The 26,315-nt window shown below is 48.0% G+C and carries 34 protein-coding genes and 1 other annotated feature; of the genes, 33 read left to right on the plus strand and 1 reads right to left on the minus strand.

The annotated features are described in order from the left end of the window. The first annotated feature begins 113 nt into the window (after positions 1 to 113). The 13 genes from rplK to M3630_RS28210 all read left to right on the plus strand — a co-directional run bounded on the left by rplK (position 114) and on the right by M3630_RS28210 (position 16,705). Positions 114 to 539 carry a 50S ribosomal protein L11 gene (gene rplK, locus M3630_RS28150; RefSeq protein ID WP_005828886.1) on the plus strand — a complete coding sequence of 142 codons (426 nt, stop codon included), beginning with the start codon at positions 114 to 116 and terminating at the stop codon, positions 537 to 539. A gap of 89 nt (positions 540 to 628) precedes the next feature. After that, a complete protein-coding gene (gene rplA / locus M3630_RS28155; protein WP_016742853.1) occupies positions 629 to 1,312 on the plus strand; it encodes a 50S ribosomal protein L1 in 684 nt (227 codons plus the stop codon). A 42-nt stretch (positions 1,313 to 1,354) separates the two neighbouring features. Continuing rightward, positions 1,355 to 1,518, plus strand: a sequence feature (ribosomal protein L10 leader region). 24 nt (positions 1,519 to 1,542) lie between these two features. Further along, a complete protein-coding gene (rplJ, locus tag M3630_RS28160) occupies positions 1,543 to 2,058 on the plus strand; it encodes a 50S ribosomal protein L10 (protein ID WP_016742852.1) in 516 nt (171 codons plus the stop codon). A gap of 55 nt (positions 2,059 to 2,113) precedes the next feature. Further along, entirely contained in the window at positions 2,114 to 2,476 is a 363-nt protein-coding gene (gene rplL / locus M3630_RS28165; protein WP_088910278.1) for a 50S ribosomal protein L7/L12, read from the plus strand. Positions 2,477 to 2,578: 102 nt separating this feature from the next. Beyond that, a complete protein-coding gene (locus M3630_RS28170; protein ID WP_048035650.1) occupies positions 2,579 to 3,175 on the plus strand; it encodes a class I SAM-dependent methyltransferase in 597 nt (198 codons plus the stop codon). A gap of 310 nt (positions 3,176 to 3,485) precedes the next feature. Continuing rightward, the gene (gene rpoB, locus M3630_RS28175; RefSeq protein WP_173612324.1) at positions 3,486 to 7,025 is read left to right on the plus strand and encodes a DNA-directed RNA polymerase subunit beta; all 3,540 of its coding nucleotides are present in this window, start codon (positions 3,486 to 3,488) and stop codon (positions 7,023 to 7,025) included. A gap of 29 nt (positions 7,026 to 7,054) precedes the next feature. Continuing rightward, a complete protein-coding gene (gene rpoC / locus M3630_RS28180) occupies positions 7,055 to 10,681 on the plus strand; it encodes a DNA-directed RNA polymerase subunit beta' (RefSeq protein WP_353057269.1) in 3,627 nt (1,208 codons plus the stop codon). 137 nt (positions 10,682 to 10,818) lie between these two features. Continuing rightward, positions 10,819 to 11,073: a 50S ribosomal protein L7ae-like protein gene (locus M3630_RS28185; protein WP_251254397.1), complete on the plus strand. Its 255-nt coding sequence runs from the start codon at positions 10,819 to 10,821 to the stop codon at positions 11,071 to 11,073. A gap of 122 nt (positions 11,074 to 11,195) precedes the next feature. Beyond that, a complete protein-coding gene (rpsL, locus tag M3630_RS28190) occupies positions 11,196 to 11,630 on the plus strand; it encodes a 30S ribosomal protein S12 (protein WP_012683978.1) in 435 nt (144 codons plus the stop codon). 56 nt (positions 11,631 to 11,686) lie between these two features. Continuing rightward, positions 11,687 to 12,157 carry a 30S ribosomal protein S7 gene (gene rpsG, locus M3630_RS28195; protein WP_047074718.1) on the plus strand — a complete coding sequence of 157 codons (471 nt, stop codon included), beginning with the start codon at positions 11,687 to 11,689 and terminating at the stop codon, positions 12,155 to 12,157. Between the two features lie 69 nt (positions 12,158 to 12,226). Further along, positions 12,227 to 14,305 carry an elongation factor G gene (gene fusA, locus M3630_RS28200; RefSeq protein ID WP_106656574.1) on the plus strand — a complete coding sequence of 693 codons (2,079 nt, stop codon included), beginning with the start codon at positions 12,227 to 12,229 and terminating at the stop codon, positions 14,303 to 14,305. Positions 14,306 to 14,425: 120 nt separating this feature from the next. Beyond that, positions 14,426 to 15,616: an elongation factor Tu gene (tuf, locus tag M3630_RS28205; RefSeq protein ID WP_251254399.1), complete on the plus strand. Its 1,191-nt coding sequence runs from the start codon at positions 14,426 to 14,428 to the stop codon at positions 15,614 to 15,616. Between the two features lie 153 nt (positions 15,617 to 15,769). Further along, entirely contained in the window at positions 15,770 to 16,705 is a 936-nt protein-coding gene (locus M3630_RS28210; RefSeq protein ID WP_251254401.1) for a DMT family transporter, read from the plus strand. A gap of 26 nt (positions 16,706 to 16,731) precedes the next feature. On the opposite strand, the gene M3630_RS28215 is transcribed toward M3630_RS28210, so the two are convergent. Beyond that, positions 16,732 to 17,118 (minus strand): globin domain-containing protein, encoded by a 387-nt coding sequence (locus M3630_RS28215; protein WP_173612328.1) that lies wholly within the window; start codon positions 17,116 to 17,118, stop codon positions 16,732 to 16,734. Between the two features lie 356 nt (positions 17,119 to 17,474). On the opposite strand from M3630_RS28215, the gene rpsJ reads away from it, so the two are divergent. The 20 genes from rpsJ (at position 17,475) to rpmD (ending at position 26,306) form a co-directional block, all read left to right on the plus strand. Beyond that, positions 17,475 to 17,783, plus strand: a complete 309-nt coding sequence (rpsJ, locus tag M3630_RS28220; RefSeq protein ID WP_005828858.1) for a 30S ribosomal protein S10 — start codon at positions 17,475 to 17,477, stop codon at positions 17,781 to 17,783. 150 nt (positions 17,784 to 17,933) lie between these two features. Beyond that, on the plus strand, positions 17,934 to 18,563 hold the full coding sequence (gene rplC / locus M3630_RS28225; protein ID WP_012683983.1) for a 50S ribosomal protein L3: 630 nt from the start codon (positions 17,934 to 17,936) through the stop codon (positions 18,561 to 18,563). A 20-nt stretch (positions 18,564 to 18,583) separates the two neighbouring features. Continuing rightward, positions 18,584 to 19,207, plus strand: coding sequence for a 50S ribosomal protein L4 (rplD, locus tag M3630_RS28230; protein WP_016742844.1), 624 nt, complete (start codon positions 18,584 to 18,586; stop codon positions 19,205 to 19,207). Continuing rightward, positions 19,207 to 19,497: a 50S ribosomal protein L23 gene (gene rplW / locus M3630_RS28235; protein WP_007716243.1), complete on the plus strand. Its 291-nt coding sequence runs from the start codon at positions 19,207 to 19,209 to the stop codon at positions 19,495 to 19,497. Before rplD ends, rplW begins: the two co-directional genes overlap by 1 nt. 32 nt (positions 19,498 to 19,529) lie before the next feature. Next, the gene (gene rplB, locus M3630_RS28240; protein ID WP_012683985.1) at positions 19,530 to 20,360 is read left to right on the plus strand and encodes a 50S ribosomal protein L2; all 831 of its coding nucleotides are present in this window, start codon (positions 19,530 to 19,532) and stop codon (positions 20,358 to 20,360) included. Between the two features lie 49 nt (positions 20,361 to 20,409). After that, on the plus strand, positions 20,410 to 20,691 hold the full coding sequence (rpsS, locus tag M3630_RS28245) for a 30S ribosomal protein S19 (protein ID WP_007716246.1): 282 nt from the start codon (positions 20,410 to 20,412) through the stop codon (positions 20,689 to 20,691). A 29-nt stretch (positions 20,692 to 20,720) separates the two neighbouring features. Beyond that, positions 20,721 to 21,053, plus strand: coding sequence for a 50S ribosomal protein L22 (rplV, locus tag M3630_RS28250; RefSeq protein ID WP_047074707.1), 333 nt, complete (start codon positions 20,721 to 20,723; stop codon positions 21,051 to 21,053). 13 nt (positions 21,054 to 21,066) lie between these two features. Then, complete coding sequence (gene rpsC, locus M3630_RS28255; RefSeq protein ID WP_012683987.1) at positions 21,067 to 21,729, plus strand: 30S ribosomal protein S3; 663 nt, start codon at positions 21,067 to 21,069, stop codon at positions 21,727 to 21,729. Between the two features lie 2 nt (positions 21,730 to 21,731). Continuing rightward, positions 21,732 to 22,166: a 50S ribosomal protein L16 gene (gene rplP, locus M3630_RS28260; protein ID WP_007716249.1), complete on the plus strand. Its 435-nt coding sequence runs from the start codon at positions 21,732 to 21,734 to the stop codon at positions 22,164 to 22,166. Beyond that, positions 22,156 to 22,353, plus strand: a complete 198-nt coding sequence (gene rpmC / locus M3630_RS28265; protein ID WP_012683988.1) for a 50S ribosomal protein L29 — start codon at positions 22,156 to 22,158, stop codon at positions 22,351 to 22,353. Before rplP ends, rpmC begins: the two co-directional genes overlap by 11 nt. Positions 22,354 to 22,375: 22 nt before the next feature. Continuing rightward, positions 22,376 to 22,642, plus strand: a complete 267-nt coding sequence (rpsQ, locus tag M3630_RS28270; protein ID WP_012683989.1) for a 30S ribosomal protein S17 — start codon at positions 22,376 to 22,378, stop codon at positions 22,640 to 22,642. Positions 22,643 to 22,683: 41 nt separating this feature from the next. Further along, positions 22,684 to 23,052, plus strand: coding sequence for a 50S ribosomal protein L14 (gene rplN / locus M3630_RS28275; protein ID WP_012683990.1), 369 nt, complete (start codon positions 22,684 to 22,686; stop codon positions 23,050 to 23,052). A gap of 49 nt (positions 23,053 to 23,101) precedes the next feature. Beyond that, on the plus strand, positions 23,102 to 23,416 hold the full coding sequence (gene rplX / locus M3630_RS28280) for a 50S ribosomal protein L24 (protein ID WP_007716253.1): 315 nt from the start codon (positions 23,102 to 23,104) through the stop codon (positions 23,414 to 23,416). A 26-nt stretch (positions 23,417 to 23,442) separates the two neighbouring features. Beyond that, a complete protein-coding gene (gene rplE, locus M3630_RS28285) occupies positions 23,443 to 23,985 on the plus strand; it encodes a 50S ribosomal protein L5 (protein WP_007716254.1) in 543 nt (180 codons plus the stop codon). A gap of 24 nt (positions 23,986 to 24,009) precedes the next feature. After that, positions 24,010 to 24,195, plus strand: coding sequence for a type Z 30S ribosomal protein S14 (locus M3630_RS28290; RefSeq protein WP_005828830.1), 186 nt, complete (start codon positions 24,010 to 24,012; stop codon positions 24,193 to 24,195). Between the two features lie 27 nt (positions 24,196 to 24,222). Then, entirely contained in the window at positions 24,223 to 24,621 is a 399-nt protein-coding gene (rpsH, locus tag M3630_RS28295; RefSeq protein ID WP_047074701.1) for a 30S ribosomal protein S8, read from the plus strand. A 35-nt stretch (positions 24,622 to 24,656) separates the two neighbouring features. Then, on the plus strand, positions 24,657 to 25,193 hold the full coding sequence (gene rplF / locus M3630_RS28300; protein ID WP_251254403.1) for a 50S ribosomal protein L6: 537 nt from the start codon (positions 24,657 to 24,659) through the stop codon (positions 25,191 to 25,193). A gap of 32 nt (positions 25,194 to 25,225) precedes the next feature. Beyond that, positions 25,226 to 25,588, plus strand: a complete 363-nt coding sequence (gene rplR / locus M3630_RS28305) for a 50S ribosomal protein L18 (protein ID WP_047074697.1) — start codon at positions 25,226 to 25,228, stop codon at positions 25,586 to 25,588. 18 nt (positions 25,589 to 25,606) lie between these two features. Beyond that, a complete protein-coding gene (gene rpsE, locus M3630_RS28310) occupies positions 25,607 to 26,104 on the plus strand; it encodes a 30S ribosomal protein S5 (protein ID WP_047074695.1) in 498 nt (165 codons plus the stop codon). Between the two features lie 16 nt (positions 26,105 to 26,120). Then, the gene (gene rpmD / locus M3630_RS28315) at positions 26,121 to 26,306 is read left to right on the plus strand and encodes a 50S ribosomal protein L30 (RefSeq protein WP_012683995.1); all 186 of its coding nucleotides are present in this window, start codon (positions 26,121 to 26,123) and stop codon (positions 26,304 to 26,306) included. Positions 26,307 to 26,315: the final 9 nt, after the last annotated feature.

Raw genomic sequence — 26,315 nt, forward strand, 5'->3', positions numbered from 1 at the left:
GTTTCTTGCACTCTCACTATAGATCGAAAGTCTTTTACATACAGACTTTCAAAAAACGGTGGGAGGGGGCATTCCCCCGTAATAACCACATGTGAAGTAAGGAGGTGTGTTACGTGGCTAAGAAGGTTATCCGCGTAATTAAATTACAAATCCCAGCAGGTAAAGCGAATCCTGCACCTCCAGTAGGTCCGGCTCTCGGTCAAGCTGGTGTAAACATCATGGGATTCTGTAAAGAATTCAATGCTCGCACTGAAAGCGAAGTAGGTATGATCATTCCGGTGGAAATCACCGTGTTTGAAGACCGTTCTTTCACTTTTATCACAAAAACTCCTCCAGCTGCAGTTCTGTTGAAGAAAGCTGCTGGTATCGAGTCCGGCTCTGGCGTGCCAAACAAAACAAAGGTTGCTACGCTGAAGCGTGATAAAGTTCGTGAAATCGCAGAACTGAAGCGTCCTGACCTGAATGCTGCATCCGTAGAAGCGGCTATGCGCATGGTAGAAGGTACAGCTCGTTCTATGGGTATCGTAATCGAAGACTAATTGTCTTGAGTGCAAGGGGGCACAGACGTTGTGCCCCCCTGTCTGTGGGAGGATCAACCGCTACGACCACATTGAAGGGAGATTTAATCATGGCGAAAAAAGGTAAGAAATATCAAGAGGCTGTAAAGCTCGTTGATAAAAACAAAGTTTACGAAGTAGTTGAAGGCGTTGAGCTGGTTAAAAAAGCAGCTACAGCTAAATTCGATGAAACTGTTGAAGCAGCTTTCCGTTTGGGTGTAGATCCTAAGCGTGCTGACCAACAAATTCGTGGCGCAGTTGTATTGCCACATGGTACTGGTAAAGTACAACGTGTTCTCGTATTCGCAAAAGGCGAAAAAGCGAAAGATGCAGAAGCAGCTGGCGCAGACTTCGTAGGCGATGCAGACATGATCGCGAAAATTCAAGGTGGCTGGTTCGACTTTGACGTTGTAGTAGCTACTCCTGATATGATGGGTGAAGTAGGTAAATTGGGTCGTGTACTCGGTCCAAAAGGCCTGATGCCAAACCCTAAGACCGGTACAGTTACTTTCGATGTAACCAAAGCGGTTAACGAAATCAAAGCAGGTAAAATTGAGTACCGTGTAGACAAAGCGGGTAACATCCACGCTCCTATCGGAAAAGCATCCTTCGATGCTGACAAACTGGTAGAAAACCTGGCTGCTCTGACTGAAGCACTGAACCGTGCGAAACCAGCTGCTGCTAAAGGTGTTTACATGAGAAACGTAACCCTGAGCTCCACTATGGGCCCTGGCGTACGCGTAGCTGTAAAATAATGACACTTGACTTCCTTTATGGGAGTTGTTAAGATAGTCCCTGTTGATGAAAAGAATATGCCGTAGACAGAAGGTGCGGTGCTTGTGAGAGTAACGCTTAATATCCCTCCGAGGCGTGTAATGTACGAATGAGGAAACGCTGTTTTCCTTTGACGATATAGCATTATGCCCTCGTGAGTCTGCGAGGGCATTCTTCATTTTCTAGGATTAGAGCACGGGAGGTGTAATCAATGGCAGAAATTCGTCCAACCGTTATTCGTGAAGAAAAGGTACAAGCGATCAACGAAATCGCAACTAAACTTCGCGAAAGCCAAACTACAGTGGTAGCTGACTACCGCGGTCTGACAGTAGCACAAGTAACTGAGCTCCGCAAGCAATTGCGTGAAGCTGGTGTTGAGTTCCAGGTGTTGAAAAACTCCCTGACTCGTTTGGCTACTGAGAAGGAAAGCCTGACTGAACTGGATCAATATCTGACTGGACCAAACGCTCTGGCGTTCTCCAAAGACGATATCATCGCTCCAGCGAAAGTTATCGCTGAATTCGCTAAGAAAAACGACAAGCTGGAAATCAAGGGTGGCGTTATCGAGGGTAAAGTAGTTGATGCTGAGCAAATTAAAGCTCTGGCTTCCCTGCCAAACCGCGAAGGTCTCTTGTCCATGCTTCTTTCCGTCCTGCAAGCTCCAATGCGCAACGTTGCACTGGCAGTCAAAGCAGTGGCAGAACAAAAAGAAGGTCAAGGCGCGTAATCGTCTGATCGGTTAATGTTTTACAAATACTATTCCTTGAATGGAGGATTTACAAATGTCTAAAGAGCAAATCTTGGAAGCCATTAAAGGCATGTCCGTTCTCGAACTGAACGATCTGGTAAAAGCAATTGAAGAAGAATTCGGCGTAACTGCTGCTGCTCCTGTAGCTGTAGTTGCTGGTGGCGGAGCAGAAGCTGCTGCTGAGCAAACTGAGTTCACTGTAAACCTGGTAAGCGGCGGCGCTTCCAAAATCAACGTAATCAAAGTTGTTCGCGAGCTGACTGGCTTGGGTCTGAAAGAAGCAAAAGACCTGGTAGACAACGCTCCAAAAACACTCAAAGAGGGCGTTTCCAAAGACGAAGCAGAAGCCCTCAAAGCAAAACTCGAAGAAGCTGGCGCTCAAGTAGAAGTAAAGTAAGTTAGCTTCCTTTAGGATATCCCCTTGCCTGCGGCAGGGGGATTTTCTATAAACTTTTGATGATAAAGGTTTATTTAAACGATGAGGAAGGGTGAATCACACGTGGCAGACCATTACTATACCAATCAACCGGGCGCTGCACATGATGAACAGCAATTTACGTTCAAGCTCCGTGGTAATGAATTTCGTTTCATAACGGATGCTGGCGTTTTTTCCCGAGACCGGATTGACTTTGGAAGTGTATTGCTCATCGAGAACATGGAGATCGACAGTCATGCGCGTGTGCTTGATGTGGGATGCGGGTATGGTCCGATGGGATTGACGGCTGCCAAGCTTGCTGATCATGGTCGGGTGACGATGATCGACGTGAATGAGCGTGCGGTTAACCTGGCTCGTCGTAATGCAGAAGCAAATGGTATTAAAAATGTTGAGGTTCGAGTGAGTGATGTCTACAGCGGCGTACAAGGCGAGCAGTTTGATGTCATTCTGACCAATCCGCCTATTCGTGCGGGTAAGGAAATCGTTCATCGCATTTTTGTAGAAGGATACGACCTGTTAGTAGAAGGCGGAGAAATGTGGGTTGTCATTCAGAAAAAGCAAGGCGCCCCATCCGCATTGAAGAAGCTGCAGGAAACGTACCGCGAAGTAATAGAAGTAGATCGGGAAAAAGGCTATCACATATTCAGGGCAATCAAATAAGGTAAGAAGAAATCATTAGAAAAGTTTTCTTGACGCGAATAATTGAATGTGGTAGCATTATAAAATGTCAATATGGGATAAATGTCTATTTTTCAGCAATTCCCTGTCCGTCAAGCGTTTCTACTTTTTTCCTGAGATAGGAATGTTTGCGTGAAAACATGGGAATTCTTTTAAAATAGAGTTTCTCTGGGTTAAAAATGGTTGAAGCTGCTTTAACCCATTTTTATTTTTAGGCATTCGAATGCGACTGAAAGAAGTTGCCGAATGCCGAGTTTCTATGTGTGAAAACACAACCTGAGGGGTGAATAAGTTGGCAGGTAAAGTGATTCAAAGTGGCCGACACCGCCAGCGTCGTACGTATTCACGTATTAACGAAGTGCTGGGCCTTCCAAATCTCATCGAGATTCAACAAAAGTCCTACCAATGGTTCCTTGATGAGGGGCTCCGTGAGATGTTCCAAGACATTTCGCCAATCCAGGACTTCACAGGTAATCTCGTGCTGGAGTTTATCGACTACAGCTTGGGAGAGCCGAAGTACGATGTTGACGAGTCGAAAGAACGTGACGTCACCTATGCGGCGCCTCTGCGTGTGAAGGTACGTTTGTTGAACAAAGAGACGGGAGAAGTGAAGGAACAAGAAGTATTCATGGGGGACTTCCCGCTCATGACCGAAACGGGAACCTTCATTATTAATGGTGCTGAGCGCGTTATTGTCAGCCAGCTTGTTCGTTCCCCCAGTGTATATTACAACACCAAAGTGGACAAAAACGGCAAGCAGACGTTTACAGCTACAGTAATCCCGAACCGGGGTGCTTGGCTGGAGCTGGAGACCGATGCGAAGGACGTTATTTATGTCCGCATCGACCGTACGCGAAAAATCCCGGTAACGGTTCTTTTGCGTGCGTTGGGCTTTGGTTCCGACATTGAGATTCTCAACTTGCTGGGTGAAGATGAATACATCAAGAACACGCTGGAAAAAGACAATACCGATTCTACGGAAAAAGCGCTCATTGAAATCTACGAGCGTCTTCGTCCGGGTGAGCCACCAACAGTCGAAAATGCGAAGAGCCTCTTGATCTCTCGTTTCTTCGACCCTAAGCGCTATGATTTGGCTTCTGTTGGTCGTTACAAAATGAACAAAAAGCTTCATTTGAAAAACCGTCTGTACAACCAACGTTTGGCTGAGACGCTGGTCGATACGACAACAGGTGAAATTTTTGCCGAAGCAGGTCAAATGATTGACCGTCGTGTCCTGGATCGCATCGTGCCAGCGCTGGAAGGAAACATCGGCTTTATCGATGTTCGTACGCATGGCGGTGTATTGGAAGATGAAGCGATTCATTTGCAATCTATCAATATTTTCTCTCCGATTGAGGATGGCAAGATCATCAAAGTAATCGGAAACGGAAATGTAGATAAGTCCTTCAAACATATTACGCCGGCGGATATCGTATCGGCGATCAACTATTTCATGAACCTCTTGCACGGTGTAGGTTCCACAGACGATATCGACCACTTGGGTAACCGTCGTCTGCGTTCCGTGGGTGAGCTTCTACAGAACCAATTCCGTATCGGTTTGTCCCGTATGGAACGTGTGGTTCGTGAGCGCATGTCCATCCAGGATCAAAACCAAATTACACCGCAAGCTCTCATTAACATCCGTCCAGTGATTGCATCACTGAAGGAGTTCTTTGGTAGCTCGCAGCTGTCTCAGTTCATGGATCAAACAAACCCATTGGCTGAGCTGACGCACAAACGCCGTCTGTCCGCACTCGGACCTGGTGGTTTGACGCGTGAGCGCGCGGGCTTCGAAGTGCGCGACGTTCACCATTCCCACTACGGTCGTATGTGTCCAATTGAGACGCCAGAGGGACCAAACATTGGTTTGATCAACTCCCTGTCGTCCTTTGCACGAATTAACGATTACGGATTCATTGAAACGCCTCGTCGTAAAGTAGATCCGGAAACGGGCTTCGTGTTGACTGATATCAGCTACTTGACTGCTGATGAGGAAGACGTGTTCAACGTGGCACAGGCGAATCAGCCACTTGATGAAGATGGTCGTTTCGTAAACGACATGGTAATCTGCCGTCGTAAAGGTGAGATCTTGAGCGTACCGCGCGACAAGGTAGACTTCATGGACGTATCTCCGAAGCAGGTTGTATCCGTAGCGACAGCGCTGATTCCGTTCCTCGAGAACGATGACGCCAACCGCGCACTGATGGGTTCAAACATGCAGCGGCAGGCCGTTCCGCTTTTGATTCCACAAGCACCGTTTGTCGGTACGGGTATGGAACATAAAGCAGCGCAAGACTCCGGCGTGGCGATCGTTGCCAAGCATCCGGGTCAAGTAGAGCGCGTAACGGCTCGCGAAATCTGGATTCGTCGTTACCAAGAAATCGACGGCAGAAAAGTTGCTGGCGATCTCGATAAATACAAAATGCACAAGTTTATCCGTTCCAACCAAGGTACCTGCATCAACCAGCGTCCAATTGTAAGCACTGGGGACTGGATTGAAAAAGGCGATATCATTGGGGACGGCCCATCCACTGAAAAAGGTGAATTGGCTCTCGGTCGTAACGTAATCGTTGCGTTTATGACGTGGGAAGGATACAACTACGAAGACGCGATTCTTCTGAGTGAAAAACTTGTAAAAGATGACGTGTATACGTCTATCCATATTGAAGAATACGAGTCCGAAGCTCGCGACACCAAGCTGGGTCCAGAGGAAATCACTCGCGATATTCCAAACGTTGGGGAAGATGCTCTGAAAAACCTGGACGAACGCGGTATCATCCGTGTTGGTGCGGAGATTCAGGACGGCGACATTCTCGTTGGTAAGGTTACACCTAAAGGGGTTACTGAGCTGACAGCAGAAGAACGCCTCCTGCATGCCATCTTCGGTGAAAAAGCTCGTGAAGTTCGTGATACATCCCTGCGCGTACCGCATGGTGGTTCCGGAATCATCGTAGACGTAAAAGTATTTACGCGTGAGAATGGCGACGAATTGCCACCAGGCGTAAACCAACTCGTTCGCGTTTACATCGCCCAAAAACGGAAAATCTCCGTGGGTGACAAAATGGCCGGTCGACATGGTAACAAAGGGGTTATCGCCCGCATCATGGCGGAAGAAGATATGCCGTTCCTGCCAGATGGCTCTCCAGTAGAGATCGTACTCAACCCGTTGGGCGTACCTTCGCGTATGAATATCGGTCAGGTATTGGAGACTCACTTGGGTATGGCAGCGAAGCTTCTGGGTATCCACGTAGCAACGCCGGTATTTGACGGTGCACGTCAGGCAGAAGTATTCGAAACGTTGGAAGAAGCAGGTCTGGATCGTGACGGAAAAACGATCTTGTTTGATGGTCGTACAGGTGAACCGTTTGACCGCCGTGTAACGGTAGGTTGCGTATACATGCTGAAACTGGCTCACTTGGTTGACGACAAAATCCATGCTCGTTCTACTGGTCCTTACTCTCTTGTTACGCAGCAGCCATTGGGTGGTAAAGCTCAATTCGGTGGACAGCGTTTCGGGGAGATGGAGGTTTGGGCATTGGAGGCATATGGTGCTGCCTACACCTTGCAAGAAATTCTCACTGTCAAGTCGGATGACGTCGTGGGCCGCGTGAAGACGTACGAAGCGATCGTTAAGGGCGAAAACGTTCCAGAACCAGGTGTTCCAGAGTCCTTCAAGGTATTGATCAAGGAACTCCAGAGCTTGGGTATGGACGTGAAGATTCTGTCCGGAGACGAGCAGGAGATTGAAATGCGTGAAATGGAAGACGAGGATGAAGGCAACGGTGAAAAACTGAACCTCGTTCTCGAAGGCGGAAGCTTGAACGACGAGTAAGATTCCGGTACCAAGGGAGGTAACGCCCTGTGATTGACGTGAACAACTTCGAATATATGAAGATCGGCTTGGCTTCCCCCGATAAGATCCGTTCGTGGTCTTTCGGGGAAGTGAAGAAGCCAGAGACGATCAACTACCGCACACTGAAACCGGAAAAAGACGGCTTGTTCTGTGAACGCATCTTTGGACCGACCAAGGACTGGGAATGCCATTGCGGTAAATACAAGCGTGTTCGTTATAAAGGTGTAGTGTGCGACCGTTGTGGCGTGGAAGTGACCCGCGCCAAAGTACGGCGTGAGCGCATGGGGCACATTGAACTGGCTGCCCCAGTTTCTCACATCTGGTACTTCAAAGGGATTCCGAGCCGTATGGGCTTGGTGCTCGACATGTCCCCTCGTTCCCTGGAGGAAGTAATCTACTTTGCTTCTTACGTAGTAACCGATCCAGGTGACACTCCTCTCGATAAAAAGCAATTGCTCTCCGAAAAGGAGTATCGCAACTATCGTGAGAAATACGGCCACTCCTTCCAAGCGATGATGGGAGCAGAAGCGATCAAGCGCCTGCTTGCTGAAATCGATCTGGATAAAGACGTGGAAACGTTAAAAGAAGATTTGAAAACGGCACAAGGCCAGCGTCGCAACCGTGCGATCAAGCGTCTGGAAGTGCTCGAGGCATTCCGCAACTCCGGTAACCACCCGGATTGGATGGTTCTCGACGTACTGCCGGTTATCCCGCCAGAGCTTCGTCCAATGGTTCAGTTGGATGGTGGACGTTTTGCCACTTCCGACCTGAATGACCTGTACCGCCGTGTAATCAACCGTAATAACCGTCTGAAGCGCCTGCTCGAACTGGGTGCTCCTGACATTATCGTACAAAACGAGAAACGCATGCTGCAGGAAGCAGTAGACGCGCTCATCGATAACGGTCGTCGTGGACGTCCGGTAACAGGACCAGGTAACCGTCCTTTGAAATCTCTCAGCCACATGCTGAAAGGTAAACAAGGTCGTTTCCGTCAAAACCTGCTCGGTAAGCGTGTTGACTACTCCGGTCGTTCCGTTATCGTTGTAGGACCTAACCTGAAGATGTATCAGTGCGGTTTGCCAAAAGAAATGGCACTGGAGCTCTTCAAACCGTTCGTGATGAAAGAGCTGGTTTCCAAAGGCCTCGCTCACAACATCAAGAGCGCAAAGCGCAAGGTTGAGCGCGTTCAGCCAGAGGTATGGGACGTTCTCGAGGACGTTATTCGCGAGCATCCGGTACTGTTGAACCGTGCCCCCACCTTGCACCGTCTGGGTATCCAGGCTTTCGAACCAGTTCTGGTTGAAGGCCGTGCGATCCGTCTGCATCCACTCGTTTGTACAGCGTACAACGCGGACTTTGACGGTGACCAAATGGCGGTTCACGTTCCGTTGTCTGCTGAGGCACAGGCAGAAGCACGTATCCTCATGCTGGCAGCGCAGAACATCTTGAACCCGAAAGACGGTAAACCGGTAGTAACACCATCCCAGGACATGGTGCTTGGTTCTTATTACCTGACATTGGAACGCGAAGGCGACAAAGGCGAGGGTACGATTTATCGCGATCCTCACGATGCGATTGCCGCTTATCAGCAAGGCTTTATCAGCCTGCATACGCGCATCGCTCTTCCGGCAAAACGCCTGAGCAAAACCAGCTTTACTGAGCGTCAAGAGAACGCGCTTCTCGTAACGACAGTAGGTAAAGTAATCTTCAACGAAATTTTCCCTGCAGATCTGCCGTTCATCAACGTACCAACGAAAGGCAACCTGCAAAATATGGTTCCTGACGAGTACTTTATTTTCGATAAAGGTACCAACGTTACAGAGTTCATCAAGAACCTGCCTGATCCGGGCGCGGTGAAGAAAGGCTTCTTGGGAACGATCATTTCCGAGTGCTTCCGTCGCTTCGGTACGATGAAAACGTCCATGATTCTCGACAGAATCAAGGAACTGGGCTTCACGTACTCGACAAAAGCAGGTATCACGATTGCCGTAGCGGACATTGCGGTACCAGGAAAGAAAAAAGACATCCTCGACGCAGCAGATGAAAAGGTTGCAACTGTCATGACGCAGTTCCGTCGCGGTTTGATCACCGAAGACGAGCGCTATGACCGCGTAATCTCCATCTGGTCCAAAGCGAAGGATGAAGTAACAGATGTTTTGATGAAGTCCATGGATAAGTTCAATGCGATCTTCATGATGGCGAACTCCGGTGCCCGTGGTAACGTATCCCAGATCACTCAGCTGGCTGGTATGCGCGGTCTGATGGCAAACCCATCCGGTCGAATCATCGAGTTGCCGATTAAATCCAACTTCCGTGAAGGTCTGACGGTATTGGAGTACTTTATCTCCACGCACGGTGCGCGTAAAGGTCTCGCCGATACAGCCTTGCGTACAGCGGACTCGGGTTACCTGACTCGTCGTCTGGTAGACGTTGCCCAAGACGTGATTGTACGCGAAACCGATTGCGGAACAGATAAAGGTATCCGTGTAACAGCGATCAAGGATGGTAAAGAAGAAATCGAGAAGCTGTCTGACCGTCTGGTAGGACGTACTTGCTTCGAGACTTTGCGCCACCCTGAGACAAAAGAAATTATCGTGCACCGCAATGAGGAGATCTCTGAAGAGGTTGCCGAGTATATCGAAAAAGTTGGAATCACTGACGTTTACATCCGTAACGTACTTGCTTGCCGCACCAGCCATGGTGTCTGCAAACTGTGCTACGGACGTAACCTGGCAACAGGAGCCGAGGTGGAAGTGGGAGAAGCAGTCGGTATTATCGCTGCTCAGTCCATTGGTGAGCCGGGTACCCAGCTGACCATGCGTACCTTCCATACCGGTGGGGTTGCGGGAGACGATATTACCCAAGGTTTGCCGCGTATTCAGGAGTTGTTCGAAGCGCGTAATCCGAAAGGGCAAGCAGTCATCTCCGAAATCGATGGTGAAGTTGTTGATATTCGCGAAGGGAAAGATCGTCGCGAGATCGAAGTACGTGGAGAAGCGGAGAACAAAGTGTATGCAGCACCGTATGGCTCACGCATCAAGGTTTCTGTTGGTGTCAAGCTGAATGCTGGTGACGAGCTCACGGAAGGTTCCGTAGACCCGAAAGAAATGCTCAAAGTTCGCGGTATGCGCGGCGTTTCCAACTACATCTTGCAAGAGGTACAAAAAGTTTACCGTATGCAAGGGGTAGAAATTAACGACAAGCACGTAGAGGTAATGATTCGTCAGATGCTGCGCAAATTGCGCGTTATCGACAGCGGAGATACAGACCTCTTGCCAGGTTCCTATGTAGAGGTTCCTGAATTTGAGCAAGCGAACGCTAAAGTTCTCATGGAAGGCAGAAATCCAGCAGTGGGCCGTCCGGTTCTTCTGGGGATCACCAAAGCATCCCTCGAAACCGACTCCTTCCTGTCGGCAGCATCCTTCCAGGAAACGACTCGCGTTCTTACCGATGCAGCGATCAAAGGAAAAGTGGACCGCTTGCTAGGTTTGAAAGAGAACGTTATTATCGGGAAGCTGGTTCCAGCAGGTACCGGTATGTCACGTTACCGCAATGTAAAAGTTGCTAGTCAAGTAGATTACGAAGCAGAGCTGGAAGCAGCAAAAGCTGAGCAAGAAGCAGTTTCTGTAGAGTAATGGCGGGAAAAGCGCCCATCACCGATTGGTGGGCGCTTTCCTAAATAAAAATATCAAATGGGCGTTGACAACAACTAGCCCACCTGATATTATATTCAAGTGTGCCTGACATCTGTACTTTGGAGGATATGAGAATCATGTCTTATGAAAAAGTAGAGCGGGCCAAGGACTTGACGATCGGCATCAAACAGACGATCAAAGCTGTAGAACATCAACAGGTGGAAGCAGTGTATATCGCTCTTGATGCGGATAAACGTTTGACCCAAAAAGTCGAGCTCCTTTGCAAAGAGAAGGGTGTTCCAGTCATCCATGTAGATTCCATGCGCCTTCTAGGCAAAGCGTGCGGAATTGAAGTGGGAGCAGCTACTGCTGCGATTAAAAAGAGTGGTTAACGATGTTTTTGTCTGTAGTTACACGTTGCGTAATACTGGACAAGGACTTTCTATTTGACCTAAAAATGACTCACCTGGATCTGTGGTCTTGAAGATTGGGTATTAAGAAGGGAGGTAACATCATGCCTACAATTAACCAATTGGTGCGTAAAGGTCGCGAGGATAAGGTTGTGAAGTCTAAGTCCCCAGCTCTTCAAAAGGGGTACAACAGCTTCAAGAAAAGCCAAACCAACCAAAGCTCTCCTCAAAAACGTGGTGTTTGCACTCGTGTAGGTACCATGACTCCGAAAAAACCGAACTCCGCGTTGCGTAAATACGCTCGTGTGCGTTTGACAAACGGAATCGAGGTAACAGCTTACATCGGTGGTATCGGCCACAACCTGCAAGAGCATAGCGTCGTGCTGGTGCGCGGCGGTCGTGTAAAAGACTTGCCAGGGGTACGCTACCATATCGTTCGTGGTGCTCTTGACACTGCTGGTGTGAACAACCGTAAACAAGGTCGTTCCAAGTACGGTACTAAGCGTCCGAAGCCAGGTCAAGCTGCAGCGAAGAAGTAATAAAAAAGCGCCTGTGAAGTGGCGTGAATTTATAACGAAAAGAAGGAGGGAATACGATGCCTCGTAAAGGTCCTGTAACCCGTCGTGACGTGTTGCCTGATCCAATTTACAACAGCAAGCTGGTTACTCGTTTGATTAACCGCCTGATGTTGGATGGTAAACGCGGTGTAGCGCAAAATATTCTCTACAACGCATTTAACATCATTCAGGAGCGCACTGGTCGCAACCCGATGGAAGTGTTTGAAGAAGCACTGAAAAACGTAATGCCAGTACTGGAAGTTAAAGCTCGCCGTGTAGGTGGTGCTAACTACCAAGTACCAATCGAAGTAAAACCGGAGCGCCGTACCACTCTTGGACTGCGTTGGATGGTTAACTACTCCCGTAACCGTGGAGAGAAAACCATGGAACAACGTTTGGCTAACGAGATCATGGACGCTGCTAACAACACCGGTGCAGCAGTTAAAAAGCGTGAAGACACGCACAAGATGGCTGAAGCGAACAAAGCGTTTGCTCACTATCGCTGGTAGGAATTGAATCGGGTGTCCGTTTTGGATACCCGTTTATTCTCAAACTCGAGTATGGAAGGAGCATACCTAATGGCTCGCGAGTTCTCTTTGCCGAATACGCGTAATATCGGTATCATGGCTCACATCGATGCTGGTAAGACGACGACTACTGAGCGTATTCTGTTCTACACTGGTCGTGTTCACAAAATTGGTGAGGTGCACGAAGGTGCAGCTACCATGGACTGGATGGAACAAGAGCAAGAGCGCGGTATTACCATTACTTCGGCTGCTACTACTGCTCAATGGGCTGGACATCGTATCAACATTATTGATACACCAGGCCACGTAGACTTCACTGTAGAAGTTGAGCGCTCCCTGCGCGTACTTGACGGTGCTGTAACCGTTTTTGACGCAAAAGGTGGCGTTGAGCCGCAAACCGAAACAGTATGGCGCCAAGCTGACCGCTATGGCGTACCGCGCATGTGCTACATCAACAAAATGGATATCTTGGGTGCTAACTTCGATATGTGCTTGGGCCAGATCAAATCTCGCTTGGGTGCAAATCCAGTAGCAATTCAATATCCAATCGGTGCAGAAGATCAATTCAAAGGTATGGTTGACCTGATTGAAATGAAGGCAATCGTATATACTGATGACTTGGGTAAAACTTCTGACTCCGCTGAAATTCCTGCTGACATCCTGGCACGTTGCGAAGAACTTCGCATGGCTATGGTTGAAGCAGCTGCAGAACAAGACGAAGAGCTCATGATGAAGTACTTGGAAGGCGAAGAGCTGACCAACGAAGAAATCCGTGCAGCTCTGCGTAAGGGTACTATCGAGTGCAAACTGACGCCGGTAATGTGCGGTTCTTCTTACCGTAACAAAGGTGTTCAGCCTATGCTGGACAACGTTGTAGCTTACCTGCCGTCCCCGGTAGATATCCCTGCAATCAAAGGTACATTGCCAGATACTGATGAAGAAGTAGATCGTCCAGCTGACGATAACGGTCCGTTCTCTGCTCTTGCGTTCAAGATCATGACTGACCCTTATGTAGGCCGTCTGACATTCTTCCGTGTATACTCCGGTGTACTGAACTCCGGTTCTTATGTACTCAACTCTACTAAAGGTAAGCGTGAGCGCGTAGGCCGTATCCTGCAAATGCACGCAAACCACCGTGAAGAGATCCAAACGGTTTATTCCGGTGACATTGCTGCTGCTGTAGGTTTGAAAGATACAACAACTGGTGATACTCTGTGTGATGAAAAGGCTCCTGTAATCCTCGAGTCTATGGAATTCCCAGAGCCAGTTATCTCTGTTGCGATCGAACCAAAATCCAAAGCAGACCAAGACAAGATGGGTATCGGCCTGTCCAAGTTGGCTGAAGAGGATCCAACGTTCAGAACTCGCACAGATGAAGAAACAGGTCAAACTATCATCTCCGGTATGGGTGAGCTTCACCTGGAGATCATCGTTGACCGTCTGAAACGCGAATTTAAAGTTGAGTCGAACGTAGGTGCTCCACAGGTTGCTTACCGTGAAACATTCCGTAACCCAGCTAAAGTGGAAGGTAAATTCGTTCGTCAGTCCGGTGGTCGTGGTCAATACGGTCACGTTTGGGTGGAGTTCGCTCCTCTCGAGCCGGGTCAAGGCTTCCAATTCGAAAACAAAATCGTTGGTGGTGTAGTACCACGCGAATACATCCCTGCTGTTCAAGCGGGTATCGAAGAATCGATGAAAAATGGTGTTATCGCCGGCTTCCCGCTGGTTGATATCAAAGCTACTATCGTAGACGGTAGCTACCATGATGTCGACTCCTCCGAGATGGCATTTAAAGTAGCAGGTTCCCTCGCATTGAAGGAAGCTGCGAAAAAATGTGGCGCTGTACTGCTCGAGCCAATCATGAAAGTAGAAGTTACAATGCCTGAAGAGTACATGGGCGACGTAATGGGTGACCTGAACTCCCGCCGCGGTCGTATCGAAGGTATGGAAGCTCGTGCAAATGCACAAGTAATCCGTGCAATGGTACCACTGTCCGAGATGTTCGGATATTCCACAGTTCTGCGTTCCCGTACTCAAGGTCGTGGCGTATACTCCATGGTTATCGACCACTACGAAGAAGTACCTAAATTTATCGCTGAAGAGATCATCAAGAAATCTAAAGGCGAATAATTACAGGTTACGACTTTATCTTGCAACCAGAAAGGTTTACAATATTGAAGGGACAACCATTCGTAAGGTAAACCTTTCTTCAAACCATAAAACCCTTATATATAAGGAGGCTTTACTCTCATGGCAAAAGAAAAATTTGAGCGTAATAAACCACACGTTAACATCGGTACTATCGGTCACGTTGACCATGGTAAAACTACCCTGACTGCTGCTATTACAACTGTATTGGCACAACAAGGTAAAGCAAAAGCTATGAACTACGCTGCAATTGACGCTGCTCCAGAAGAAAAAGAGCGCGGTATCACAATCAACACTGCTCACGTTGAGTACGAAACTGAAAACCGTCACTATGCTCACGTTGACTGCCCTGGTCACGCTGACTACGTGAAAAACATGATTACTGGTGCTGCTCAAATGGACGGCGCGATCCTGGTTGTATCCGCAGCTGATGGCCCTATGCCACAAACTCGCGAGCACATCCTGCTCTCCAAACAAGTAGGCGTACCTTACATCGTAGTATTCATGAACAAATGCGACATGGTAGACGATGAAGAGTTGTTGGAACTGGTTGAAATGGAAATCCGTGACCTGTTGTCTCAATATGAGTTCCCAGGTGACGACACTCCAGTAATCAAAGGTTCTGCTAAAGAAGCTTTGGACAACCCAACTGGTGAGTGGGCTAAGAAAATTGGCGAACTGATGGAAGCTGTTGACAGCTACATCCCAACTCCTGAGCGTGCAACTGACAAGCCGTTCCTGATGCCTGTAGAGGACGTGTTCACGATCACTGGTCGTGGTACTGTTGCTACTGGTCGTGTAGAGCGCGGTATCGTTAAAGTTGGTGACCAAGTAGAAATCATTGGTCTGGCTGAAGAAACTAAAAACACAACTGTAACTGGTGTTGAGATGTTCCGCAAATTGCTGGATCAAGCTCAAGCTGGTGACAACATCGGTGCTCTGCTGCGCGGTGTAGACCGTAACGACATCGAGCGTGGACAATGCTTGGCGAAACCAGGTTCCGTTAAGCCTTACACTAAGTTCAAAGCAGAAGTTTACGTTCTGTCCAAAGAAGAAGGCGGACGTCACACTCCTTTCTTTGCTAACTACCGTCCACAATTCTACTTCCGTACAACTGACGTAACAGGTATCATCCAACTGCCAGAAGGCGTTGAAATGATCATGCCTGGCGACAACACTGAGTTCACTGTAGAACTGATCGCTCCAGTAGCGATGGAACAAGGTACTCGCTTCGCGATCCGCGAAGGTGGCCGTACAGTAGGCGCTGGCGTTGTAGCTTCTATCGACGCGTAAGATATACGGATATACAAAACCCGACAACTTTGGTTGTCGGGTTTTTTTATGTGCATTTATCGAACTTTTAAATAACTCCCATCAAAATCATTCAATTTGCCTCTCGAAGCAATATGCTACAATACCATCAGGATTGGATGGGGGATATCAGAGATGAAAAATAATGAGCGATTATTGTTTCTTATGCTTGCAGGTGTTGTCACGCTATGGGGCTTGAATGTCGTTATGGTCAAGTATTTAACAACGTTTCCTCCATTATATGTCGCGGCTATACGCATGACTGTCGGTGGAATCTGTTTATCGCCACTCATCTTCTTATACCGAAAGAGTTTGCGATTCAGCAAAACAGATTGGTTCTTATTGGCCGGAGTCGGTGCTAGTTCTATCGCACTTCATCAAATAACGCTTGCGGCCGGTGTTCAATACACGACAGCAGGAAATGCTTCGCTTATTCTTGGATTAAATCCGTTGGCAACGGCACTCTTGGCGATGCTTTTCTTAGGGGAAGGCATGTCGTTGAAAAAAGGACTTGGGATTGGAATGGGTTTTGCAGGAGTGTTGATTGTCGTCATCTCTCAGCACGGCGGCCTTCATATGAATGGTTGGGGAGATGCCATAATGTTTTTCTCCATGCTCATGTATGTGACAGGTGGTTTACTCATTCGGAAATTGGTCGTAAGAGGTGTACCGGTACTTTTAATTACGGCATTATCGCAAATGTTTGGGGTCATCTTCTTGTGGGGAGTCGCATTGACTGTTCAACCAGTTTCCTATTATCTTTCTTTGGACGTTTCATCCTTCCAGTGGCTTGTAATTTTTGCTTCAGGTGCGCTATCAACTGCGCTTGGCTCGATCGGCTGGAATTACGGGATACGTCAGCTGGGAGCGAGTCGAACAGCTGTTTTCTTAAATGGAATGCCGATGGCCAGTCTGGTATTTGCAGCGATATTTCTGGGAGAAAGCCTTCAACTCGTACACTTACTAGCATTGTGTATGATCGTAGGCGGTGTATATTTGGGATCGCGTAGCTTGGCGAGACCGAAAGCTACACATGTAGCAGCAACCTCTGATATAACAACAAAAGCGTAGGACACTCAATTGTCCTACGCTTTTTCTTATTGATCCCACTTATTGACCATATGGTGAGCAGTTAAACGCAAGCGATCAAAGATTTGCTTCCGAATTTCGCCATCCAGTCCTGTCAGGTCCATGGCTCTATCCATACAAGAGAGCCAAGCCTCTGCCTGTACAGGTCCAATAGGGAACGGCATGTGTCGCGCTCGCAGCATCGGATGACCGTGTGCGTCTGAATACAGGCTTGGACCACCGAGAAACTGTGTCAAAAACTGATACTGACGTTCCTTCACGTGGGTTAAATCTTCCGGAAAGAGGTCGGTAATGTCGGGATGCTGCTTTACCAGATCATAAAAGGTATCGACAAGACGGGCCAAAGTATCTGCACCGCCAATGATTTCATAAGGGGTTTGATTCACATCAGACATTGAGGTAAACCTCCATTTCATAACGATTACAACCATAAGTATAACGTCTTCCTTCTATTATAGATAGATGACTCGACGAGTTGGCAGGTAATCCCGCTTGCCTTCTTTCACGGAAATCTGTAATATTGTCAAGGTGAGCCATTCAGTAGGCACACCATGTACAAAAAATTATGCGGAAACCCAAGAAAAAACTTGCGTTGCCCAAATCTTTTTAGTACAATATTGAATGTTGGTCATGGACTTGCGATGATGTGGGAGGTTGCTGACACACCCGGCCCCTTTGCCATGACCGGGGTGCAGGATATTTCCACGGAGAAATGTCTGTTTAAAAAATGGGCGAAAAAGGAGGGACTTCAATGGCAAAGCAAAAGATTCGTATTCGTTTGAAAGCGTATGATCACAAAATCCTGGATCAGTCCGCAGAAAAAATTGTGGACACTGCGAAGCGTTCCGGTGCTAACGTATCCGGTCCGATTCCACTCCCTACGGAGAAAGCAGTTTACACGATCCTGCGTGCGGTTCATAAGTACAAAGATTCTCGCGAGCAATTCGAGATGCGTACACACAAACGTTTGATCGACATCTTGAACCCAACACCACAAACAGTAGATGCTTTGATGCGTCTGGATCTGCCATCTGGTGTGGACATCGAGATTAAACTGTAAGGTCCCAAAAAGCGATACACGCGCAGACGTTGTCTTGATAAGCGTGTTATACCAAGCAACAAACCCTTAAAATGGCACCCCTGCGCATCGATGGGGACTTGATACAACATAAAAAGCGTTTTACTGAAATAAGCACAGGAGGTGGCACAAATGACCAAAGGAATCTTAGGGAAAAAACTTGGCATGACTCAAGTTTTTGGTCCAAACGGAACAGCGACTGCTGTAACGGTTATCGAAGTAGGTTCCAACGTAGTTCTTCAGAAGAAAGACGTTGAGACTGACGGTTATGAAGCAATTCAAATCGGTTTCGAAGACAAAAAAGAACAGCGCGCTAACAAGCCGGAAAAAGGACATGCAGCGAAAGCTAATACTGCTCCTAAGCGCTTCATTCGCGAAATTCGCGGAGTTAACCTCGCAGATTACGAGGTTGGTCAAGAGTTGAAAGCTGACATTTTTGCCGAGGGAGAAATGGTGGACGTAGCTGGCGTATCCAAGGGTAAAGGTTTCCAAGGTGCGATCAAGCGTCACAATCAATCCCGCGGTCCTATGGCTCACGGTTCGCGTTACCACCGCGGTCCAGGTTCCATGGGTGCTGTAGCTCCAAACCGCGTATTTAAAGGTCAAACCCTGCCAGGTCAAATGGGTGGCGACAACGTTACCATTCAAAACCTGGAAGTAATTAAAGTAGATACAGAACGTAACCTGGTTCTCGTAAAAGGCTCCGTGCCTGGTCCGAAAAACAGCTGCGTACTGGTATCCACGGCAGTCAAGAAGAACTAGTAAGGAAAGGAGGAACTGACATGCCGAAAGTAGCTCTTTATAACCAAACCGGTTCTCAAGTTGGCGAAATCGATCTGGCAGACAGCGTATTTGGTATCGAGCCTAACAGCGCAGTTCTGTACGATGCGATCGTGATGCAACAAGCATCCCAACGCCAAGGTACACATGATGTAAAGAACCGTTCTGAAGTACGTGGTGGTGGCCGCAAGCCATGGCGCCAAAAAGGTACAGGTCGTGCACGCCAAGGTTCCATTCGCTCTCCGCAATGGAAAGGTGGCGGTGTTGTATTCGGTCCAACTCCGCGCAAATACGGTTACAAACTGAACCGTAAAGTTCGCCGTTTGGCTCTGAAATCTGCACTTTCCACGAAAGTACAAAACAACGAACTCCTGGTATTGGAAGCTTTGAACTTCGCAGCTCCTAAAACTAAGGAAATGACAGCTGTTCTGAGCAGCTTGAAAGTAGATCGCAAAGTTCTGATCGTTACTTCCGAGTACGACCAAAACGTAGCGCTCGCTTCCCGTAACATCCCAGGTGCAAAAATCGTAGATGCTGCAGGCATTAACGTTCTTGATCTGGTAGCGCATGACAAAGTAATCGTGACGAAAGAAGCGGTTGCGAAAGTAGAGGAGGTGCTCGCATAATGAAGAGTCTTCATGATGTCCTTAAACGCCCTGTCATTACCGAGCGCACCACTGATATGATGGCTGAGAAGAAGTACGTTTTCGAAGTACCTCTGAAAGCTAACAAAACAGAAATCAAACAAGCTGTTGAAAAAGTATTTGGCGTAAAAGTAGAAGCAGTTAACACAGTTCGTGTACCTGCGAAACCAAAACGCTACGGAAAATACTCCGGTTACACGTCCGAGTGGAAGAAAGCAATCGTTAAGCTGACTGATGACAGCAAAGAATTGGCCTTCTACGAGGGAGTATAACCTCGACGACTACCGAAAAGGAGGGTATTAACATGGGTATCAAAAAGTTTAAACCGACTTCTCCTGGTCGTCGCCAAATGACGGTTTCTACTTTCGAGGAGATCACCACGTCGACTCCCGAAAAATCCTTGTTGGCGCCTCTCAGCAAAAAAGCTGGTCGCAACAACCAAGGTAGAATTACCGTTCGTCATCAAGGTGGCGGTCATAAACGTAAATACCGTATTATTGACTTCAAACGTAACAAAGATGGTATCATTGGTCGCGTAGCAACCATTGAATACGATCCAAACCGTTCCGCTAACATCGCGCTGATCAACTATGCAGACGGTGAAAAGCGTTACATTATCGCTCCACACAACCTGAAAGTGGGCGACCAGATCGTATCCGGAGCAGATGCCGACATCAAAATCGGTAACGCACTGCCAATGGAGAAAATCCCGGTAGGTACTACCATCCACAACATCGAGCTGAAACCTGGTAAAGGCGGCCAATTGGTGCGCGCTGCTGGTACATCTGCTCAATTGCTTGGTCGTGATGGTGAGTTCGTAATCGTTCGCCTGTCTTCCGGTGAAACTCGCCGCATCCACAACGTATGCCGCGCTACTATCGGTCAAGTAGGTAACCTGGATCACGAATTGCTGAACATCGGTAAAGCAGGACGTTCCCGCTGGTTGGGTATCCGTCCAACTGTTCGCGGTAGCGTAATGAACCCGAACGATCACCCACACGGTGGTGGTGAAGGTCGCGCTCCAATCGGTCGTAAGGCTCCTGTTACTCCTTGGGGTAAACCAACCCTGGGTCTCAAGACTCGCAAGAAGAAGAACAAGTCCGACCAATACATCATCCGCCGCCGCAAGAAGTAAGGTAGGCTGATACTATAACCGAACGCCTTTGGCGAAGGGAGGTTCACTAATGGGACGTAGCTTAAAAAAGGGTCCTTTCGTGGATGACCACTTGATGAAAAAAGTTGACGAGCAAAATGAAAAGAACGAGAAACGCGTGATCAAAACTTGGTCTCGCCGTTCCACCATCTTCCCTGATTTCGTAGGACACACGTTTGCAGTTTACGATGGCCGCAAACATGTACCAGTATACGTATCGGAAGACATGGTTGGTCATAAATTGGGTGAATTCGCACCAACTCGTACCTTCAAGGGTCACGTCGACAACGACAAGAAGTCCAAGAAGCGCTAATTTTCTCTTGACAGAGAGGAGGTACAAAGATGGAAGCAAAAGCAGTTGCACGCAACATTCGCATCGCGTCTCGTAAAGTCCGCCTGGTGGTAGACTTGATCAGAGGCAAGCAAGTAGGTGAAGCTTTGGCGATCTTGAAACACACGCCAAAGGCAGCTTCTCCAGTTGTTGAAAAACTCCTGAAGTCGGCTATTGCAAACGCTGAGCACAACTACGAGATGGATCCAAACAGCCTCGTAGTGGGTAAAATCTTCGTAGACCAAGGTCCTACGTTGAAGCGTTTCCGTCCGCGCGCTATGGGTCGCGCTAGCCGCATCCATAAACGCACGAGCCACATCACAGTGGTACTAAACGAGAAATAAGGAGGGATTACGTGTGGGTCAAAAGGTAAGCCCGGTAGGTCTTCGGATCGGTGTCATTCGTGACTGGGAGTCCAAATGGTACGCTGACAAGGACTTCGCAACTCTGTTGCACGAAGACTTGAAAATCCGCAAGTATGTAAAAGGGCGTCTGAAAGATGCTGCTGTATCCACGATCGAAATCGAACGCGCAGCTAATCGCGTGAACGTTACGATTCACACCGCTAAGCCTGGTATGGTAATTGGTAAAGGTGGTTCAGAGGTTGAAACTCTGCGCAAAACCCTGACTGATCTGACTGGCAAACGCGTTCATATCAATATCAACGAAATCAAACGTCCGGATCTGGATGCTACTCTGGTAGCTGAAAATATTGCACGCCAATTGGAAAACCGCATTTCTTTCCGCCGTGCGCAAAAGCAATCGATCACTCGTACGCTGCGCTCTGGTGCTAAAGGTATCAAAACCTTGGTAAGCGGTCGTCTTGGCGGCGCGGACATCGCACGTTCTGAAGGTTACAGCGAAGGTACTGTTCCACTTCACACATTGCGCGCTGACATCGACTACGGTACTGCTGAAGCACATACCACTTATGGTCGCATCGGTGTTAAAGTGTGGATCTATCGTGGAGAAGTCCTTCCAGCGAGAAAGAACGTCGCTACTGAGGAAGGAGGCAAGTAATCATGTTGACGCCAAAACGCGTGAAACACCGTAAACAACACCGCGGGAAAATGGCTGGTAACGCAAAAGGCGGTACTACTGTTGCGTTCGGTGAATACGGATTGCAAGCAATGGAACCATCTTGGGTAACTAACCGTCAGATCGAGGCAGCTCGTATCGCGATGACTCGTTACATCAAACGTGGTGGTAAAGTTTGGATCAAAATTTTCCCTGATAAACCAGTAACACAAAAACCGCTCGAAGTCCGCATGGGTTCCGGTAAAGGTTCTCCTGAGAAATGGGTAGCGGTAGTGAAACCAGGCAAGATCATGTTCGAACTTGCTGGTGTTCCTGAAGAAGTCGCTCGCGAAGCTATGCGTCTGGCTATGCACAAACTGCCAATCAAGTGCAAGTTCGTGAAGCGTGAAGAAGTGGGTGGTGACGCACATGAAGGCTAATGAGTACCGTAATTTGACCACTGCCGAGATCGAACAAAACGTTACTTCTTTGAAAGAAGAGTTGTTCAACCTTCGTTTCCAGCTGGCTACGGGTCAACTCGAAACCACATCTCGTATCAAACAAGTGCGTAAGGATATTGCTCGTGCGAAAACCGTCCTGCGCCAGAGAGAATTGGGAATCGGTTAATTATAGGAAGGAGGTTTGAACGATGACCGCAGATCGCAATATGCGTCGAACAGTTGTAGGTCGCGTTGTTTCCGACAAGATGGATAAAACCATTGTTGTTCTTGTTGAAACTTACAAGACACATCCTTTGTACGGCAAACGCATGAAATTCTCGAAAAAGTTCAAGGCTCACGACGAGAACAACACGGCAAAAGTGGGCGACATCGTAGAAATCATGGAAACTCGTCCATTGTCCAAAGACAAACGTTTCCGTTTGGTACGTATCGTCGAAGAGGCAGTAATCGTATAAGTCAGATTTTCGGATATTAAGTCCGAAAGGAGGAACAGTAAATGATCCAAACTCAGACGAGATTGGCTGTTGCTGACAACTCCGGTGCAAAGGAACTCATGTGCATCAAGGTTCTGGGTGGTTCCGGTCGTAAAACGGCGAACATCGGTGATGTTATCGTGTGCTCCGTAAAATCCGCTACACCCGGCGGCGTTGTCAAGAAAGGTCAAGTAGTTAAAGCGGTAGTAGTACGCACAGTAAGTGGCGTTCGTCGTAACGATGGTTCTTACATCCGTTTCGATGAGAACGCAGCTGTAGTAATCAAAGACGATCAATCCCCTCGTGGTACTCGTATCTTTGGACCTGTGGCTCGTGAGCTCCGTGACAAGGATTTCATGAAGATCATCTCTCTGGCTCCAGAGGTTATCTAATTGAACGGCAAAACTCAGGCAGTTTGTTCGATAGGAGGTGCACCAAGCGATGCACGTTAAAAAAGGCGACACTGTTATCGTAAATGCGGGCAAAGATAAAGGCAAAAAAGGTCGCGTTCTCGCTGCTTATCCAAAGAAAGAACGCGTTCTGGTTGAAGGTATCAACCTCGTGAAGAAACACAGCCGTCCGTCCCAAGCTAACCCGCAAGGTGGCATTGTGACTCAAGAAGCAGCTATTCACGTATCCAACGTATCTTTGATCGATCCGAAGTCCGGAAAAGCTACTCGCATCGGTTACAAAGTTTTGGATAACGGCAAGAAAGTTCGGTACGCGAAAAAGTCTGGCGAAGTACTCGACAAGTAGTCAGGTTGGAAAGGAGGATATCCTAGATGGCAACAAGATTGAAAGAAAAGTATACGAGCGAAATCGTGCCTGGCTTGATGAGCAAGTTTAACTACACTTCCATCATGCAAGTGCCGAAAGTAGAAAAGATCATCATCAATATGGGTGTAGGCGAAGCGGTAGCTAACGCTAAGTCCTTGGATACTGCAATTGAAGACCTGCAAATCATCGCTGGTCAAAAGCCTGTAGTAACAAAGGCTAAGAAATCCATCGCGGGTTTCAAATTGCGTGAAGGTATGCCGATCGGTGCGAAGGTAACTCTGCGCGGCGAGCGTATGTACCACTTCCTCGACAAATTGATGAACGTATCTCTCCCGCGTGTTCGTGACTTCCGTGGAATTTCTTCCAAGGCTTTTGACGGTCGCGGTAACTACACACTTGGTCTGAAGGAACAACTGATCTTCCCTGAGATCGAGTACGATAAAATTGATAAAGTTCGTGGTATGGACATCGTAATTGTTACTTCCGCGAAAACGGATGAGGAAGCTCGTGAGTTGCTGACTCAAATGGGTATGCCATTCCGTAAATAAACCCACTCGTAAGGAGGGAAGAATGTGGCAAAGAAATCTATGATCATCAAGCAACAGCGGCAGCCGAAGTTTGCAGTACGCGCGTACACTCGTTGCGAGCGTTGCGGACGTCCTCACTCCGTATTGCGCAAATTCAAACTCTGCCGTATTTGCTTCCGTGAACTTGCTTATAAAGGTCAAATTCCAGGCGTGAAAAAAGCAAGCTGGTAATTTGAAACGGGAAGGAGGTTTTCTCTCATGGTTATGACTGATCCAATCGCAGATATGTTGACTCGCATTCGTAACGCCAACATGGTTCGCCACGAGAAAGTGGAAATCCCGGCGTCCACCATCAAGAAGGAAATCGCGCGCATTCTGAAAGAAGAAGGCTTCATCCGCGATGCGGAGTTTGTTGAAGACAACAAACAAGGAATCATCCGCGTATTCCTGAAGTACGGTGCTAACAACGAGCGCGTCATCACAGGTCTGAAGCGTATCTCCAAGCCAGGTCTTCGTGTATATGCGAAAAACAACGAAGTGCCAAAGGTTTTGGGTGGCCTCGGTTGCGCGATCATCTCTACATCCACTGGTGTAATGACTGACAAACAAGCTCGTCAAGCACACGTTGGTGGAGAAGTTCTTGCATACGTTTGGTAATTAACAGATTGTAAATAGCACAGGAGGTGCACCACATGTCTCGTGTCGGTAGAAAACCGATCGTGGTCCCTGCAGGCGTTACCCTCACTCTGAACGGTACTGAGCTGACGGTAAAGGGCCCTAAGGGTCAACTCGTTCGTAGCTTCCATGAAGATATCAAAATCAACATCGCTGAAAACGAAGTAATCGTTGAGCGTCCAAGCGATAACAAACTTCACCGTTCCCTGCATGGTACAACTCGTGCGCTGGTATCCAACATGGTAACTGGCGTATCTGAAGGCTTCACTCGTACCCTGGAACTGGTCGGTGTAGGTTACCGTGCTGCTAAGTCCGGCAACGGTGTTACTCTCTCTCTTGGTTTCTCCCACCCAGTGGAAGTTACTCCAGAAGAGGGTATCGAAATCGATGTACCAAACCAAACCACTTTGGTGGTAAAAGGTATCAACAAAGAGCGCGTAGGCCAAGTTGCTGCTGAAATCCGTTCTCTGCGTAAACCTGAGCCATACAAAGGTAAAGGTATCAAGTACAGCAATGAAGTTGTTCGTCGTAAAGAAGGTAAAAAAGGTAAATAAGCTTCTAGCTTCATGAGAAAGGAGGCCGCTTAATGTTTACGAAAGCTGATAAAAACAAAGCTCGGAAAAAACGTCACCTGCGAATCCGCAAACGCGTGATTGGTTCTACCATTCGCCCGCGTCTGAACGTTTTCCGTTCTTCTAAGCATATCTACGCTCAATTGATCGATGATGCAACTGGCGTAACACTGGTATCTGCATCTTCTTTGGATAAAGAGCTGGGCCTGAAAAATGGCGCTAACGTGGAAGCTGCTACAGCTGTTGGCACACTGATCGCTAAGCGTGCACAAGAAAAAGGTGCGACAGAAGTGATTTTTGACCGCGGTGGTTACATTTATCATGGACGTATTAAAGCACTGGCAGAAGCAGCTCGTGAAGCTGGTCTGCAATTCTAACAACAAGGAGGGTAAGGAATGCGTATCGACCCTAGCAAATTAGAGCTCGAAGAAAAAGTAGTCGCAGTTAACCGTGTAGCAAAAACGGTTAAAGGTGGACGTCGTATGAGCTTCAGCGCCTTGGTTGTTGTGGGAGACCGTAACGGCCACGTAGGTGCTGGTATGGGTAAAGCTCAAGAAGTTCCAGACGCCATTCGCAAAGCGATTGACGACGCTAAGAAAAAATTGATCCGTGTACCGATGAGAGGAACAACTGTTCCGCACGAAGTAATGTGCCAATTCGGTGCTGGTAAAGTTCTGATCAAACCTGCTGCTCCAGGTACTGGAGTTATCGCTGGTGGACCTGTTCGTGCCGTTCTCGAACTGGCAGGTGTAGGTGACATTTTGAGTAAGTCTCTTGGTTCCAACAATCCTATCAACATGGTCAACGCTACGCTGGAAGGCCTCGGTCGCCTGAAAACAGCGGAAGATGTCGCGAAATTGCGCGGTAAGACTGTTGACGAGTTGTTGGGTTAATAAGGAGGGAATGAACATGGCAAAATTGCAAATCACCCTCAAACGCAGCCTGATCGGTCGTACAGTAGATCAGCAAGACACTGTAAAAGCTCTGGGTCTTCGCAAAATCAACTCCACTGTAGTGAAGGAAGATAATCCTGCAATTCGTGGAATGGTTTTCAAAGTGAAGCACTTGGTAGAAGTGAAAGAAGTAGAAGCTTAATTGAACATC

Source organism: Brevibacillus sp. MER 51 (assembly GCF_023714195.1).
Taxonomy (GTDB): Bacteria; Bacillota; Bacilli; order Brevibacillales; family Brevibacillaceae; genus Brevibacillus.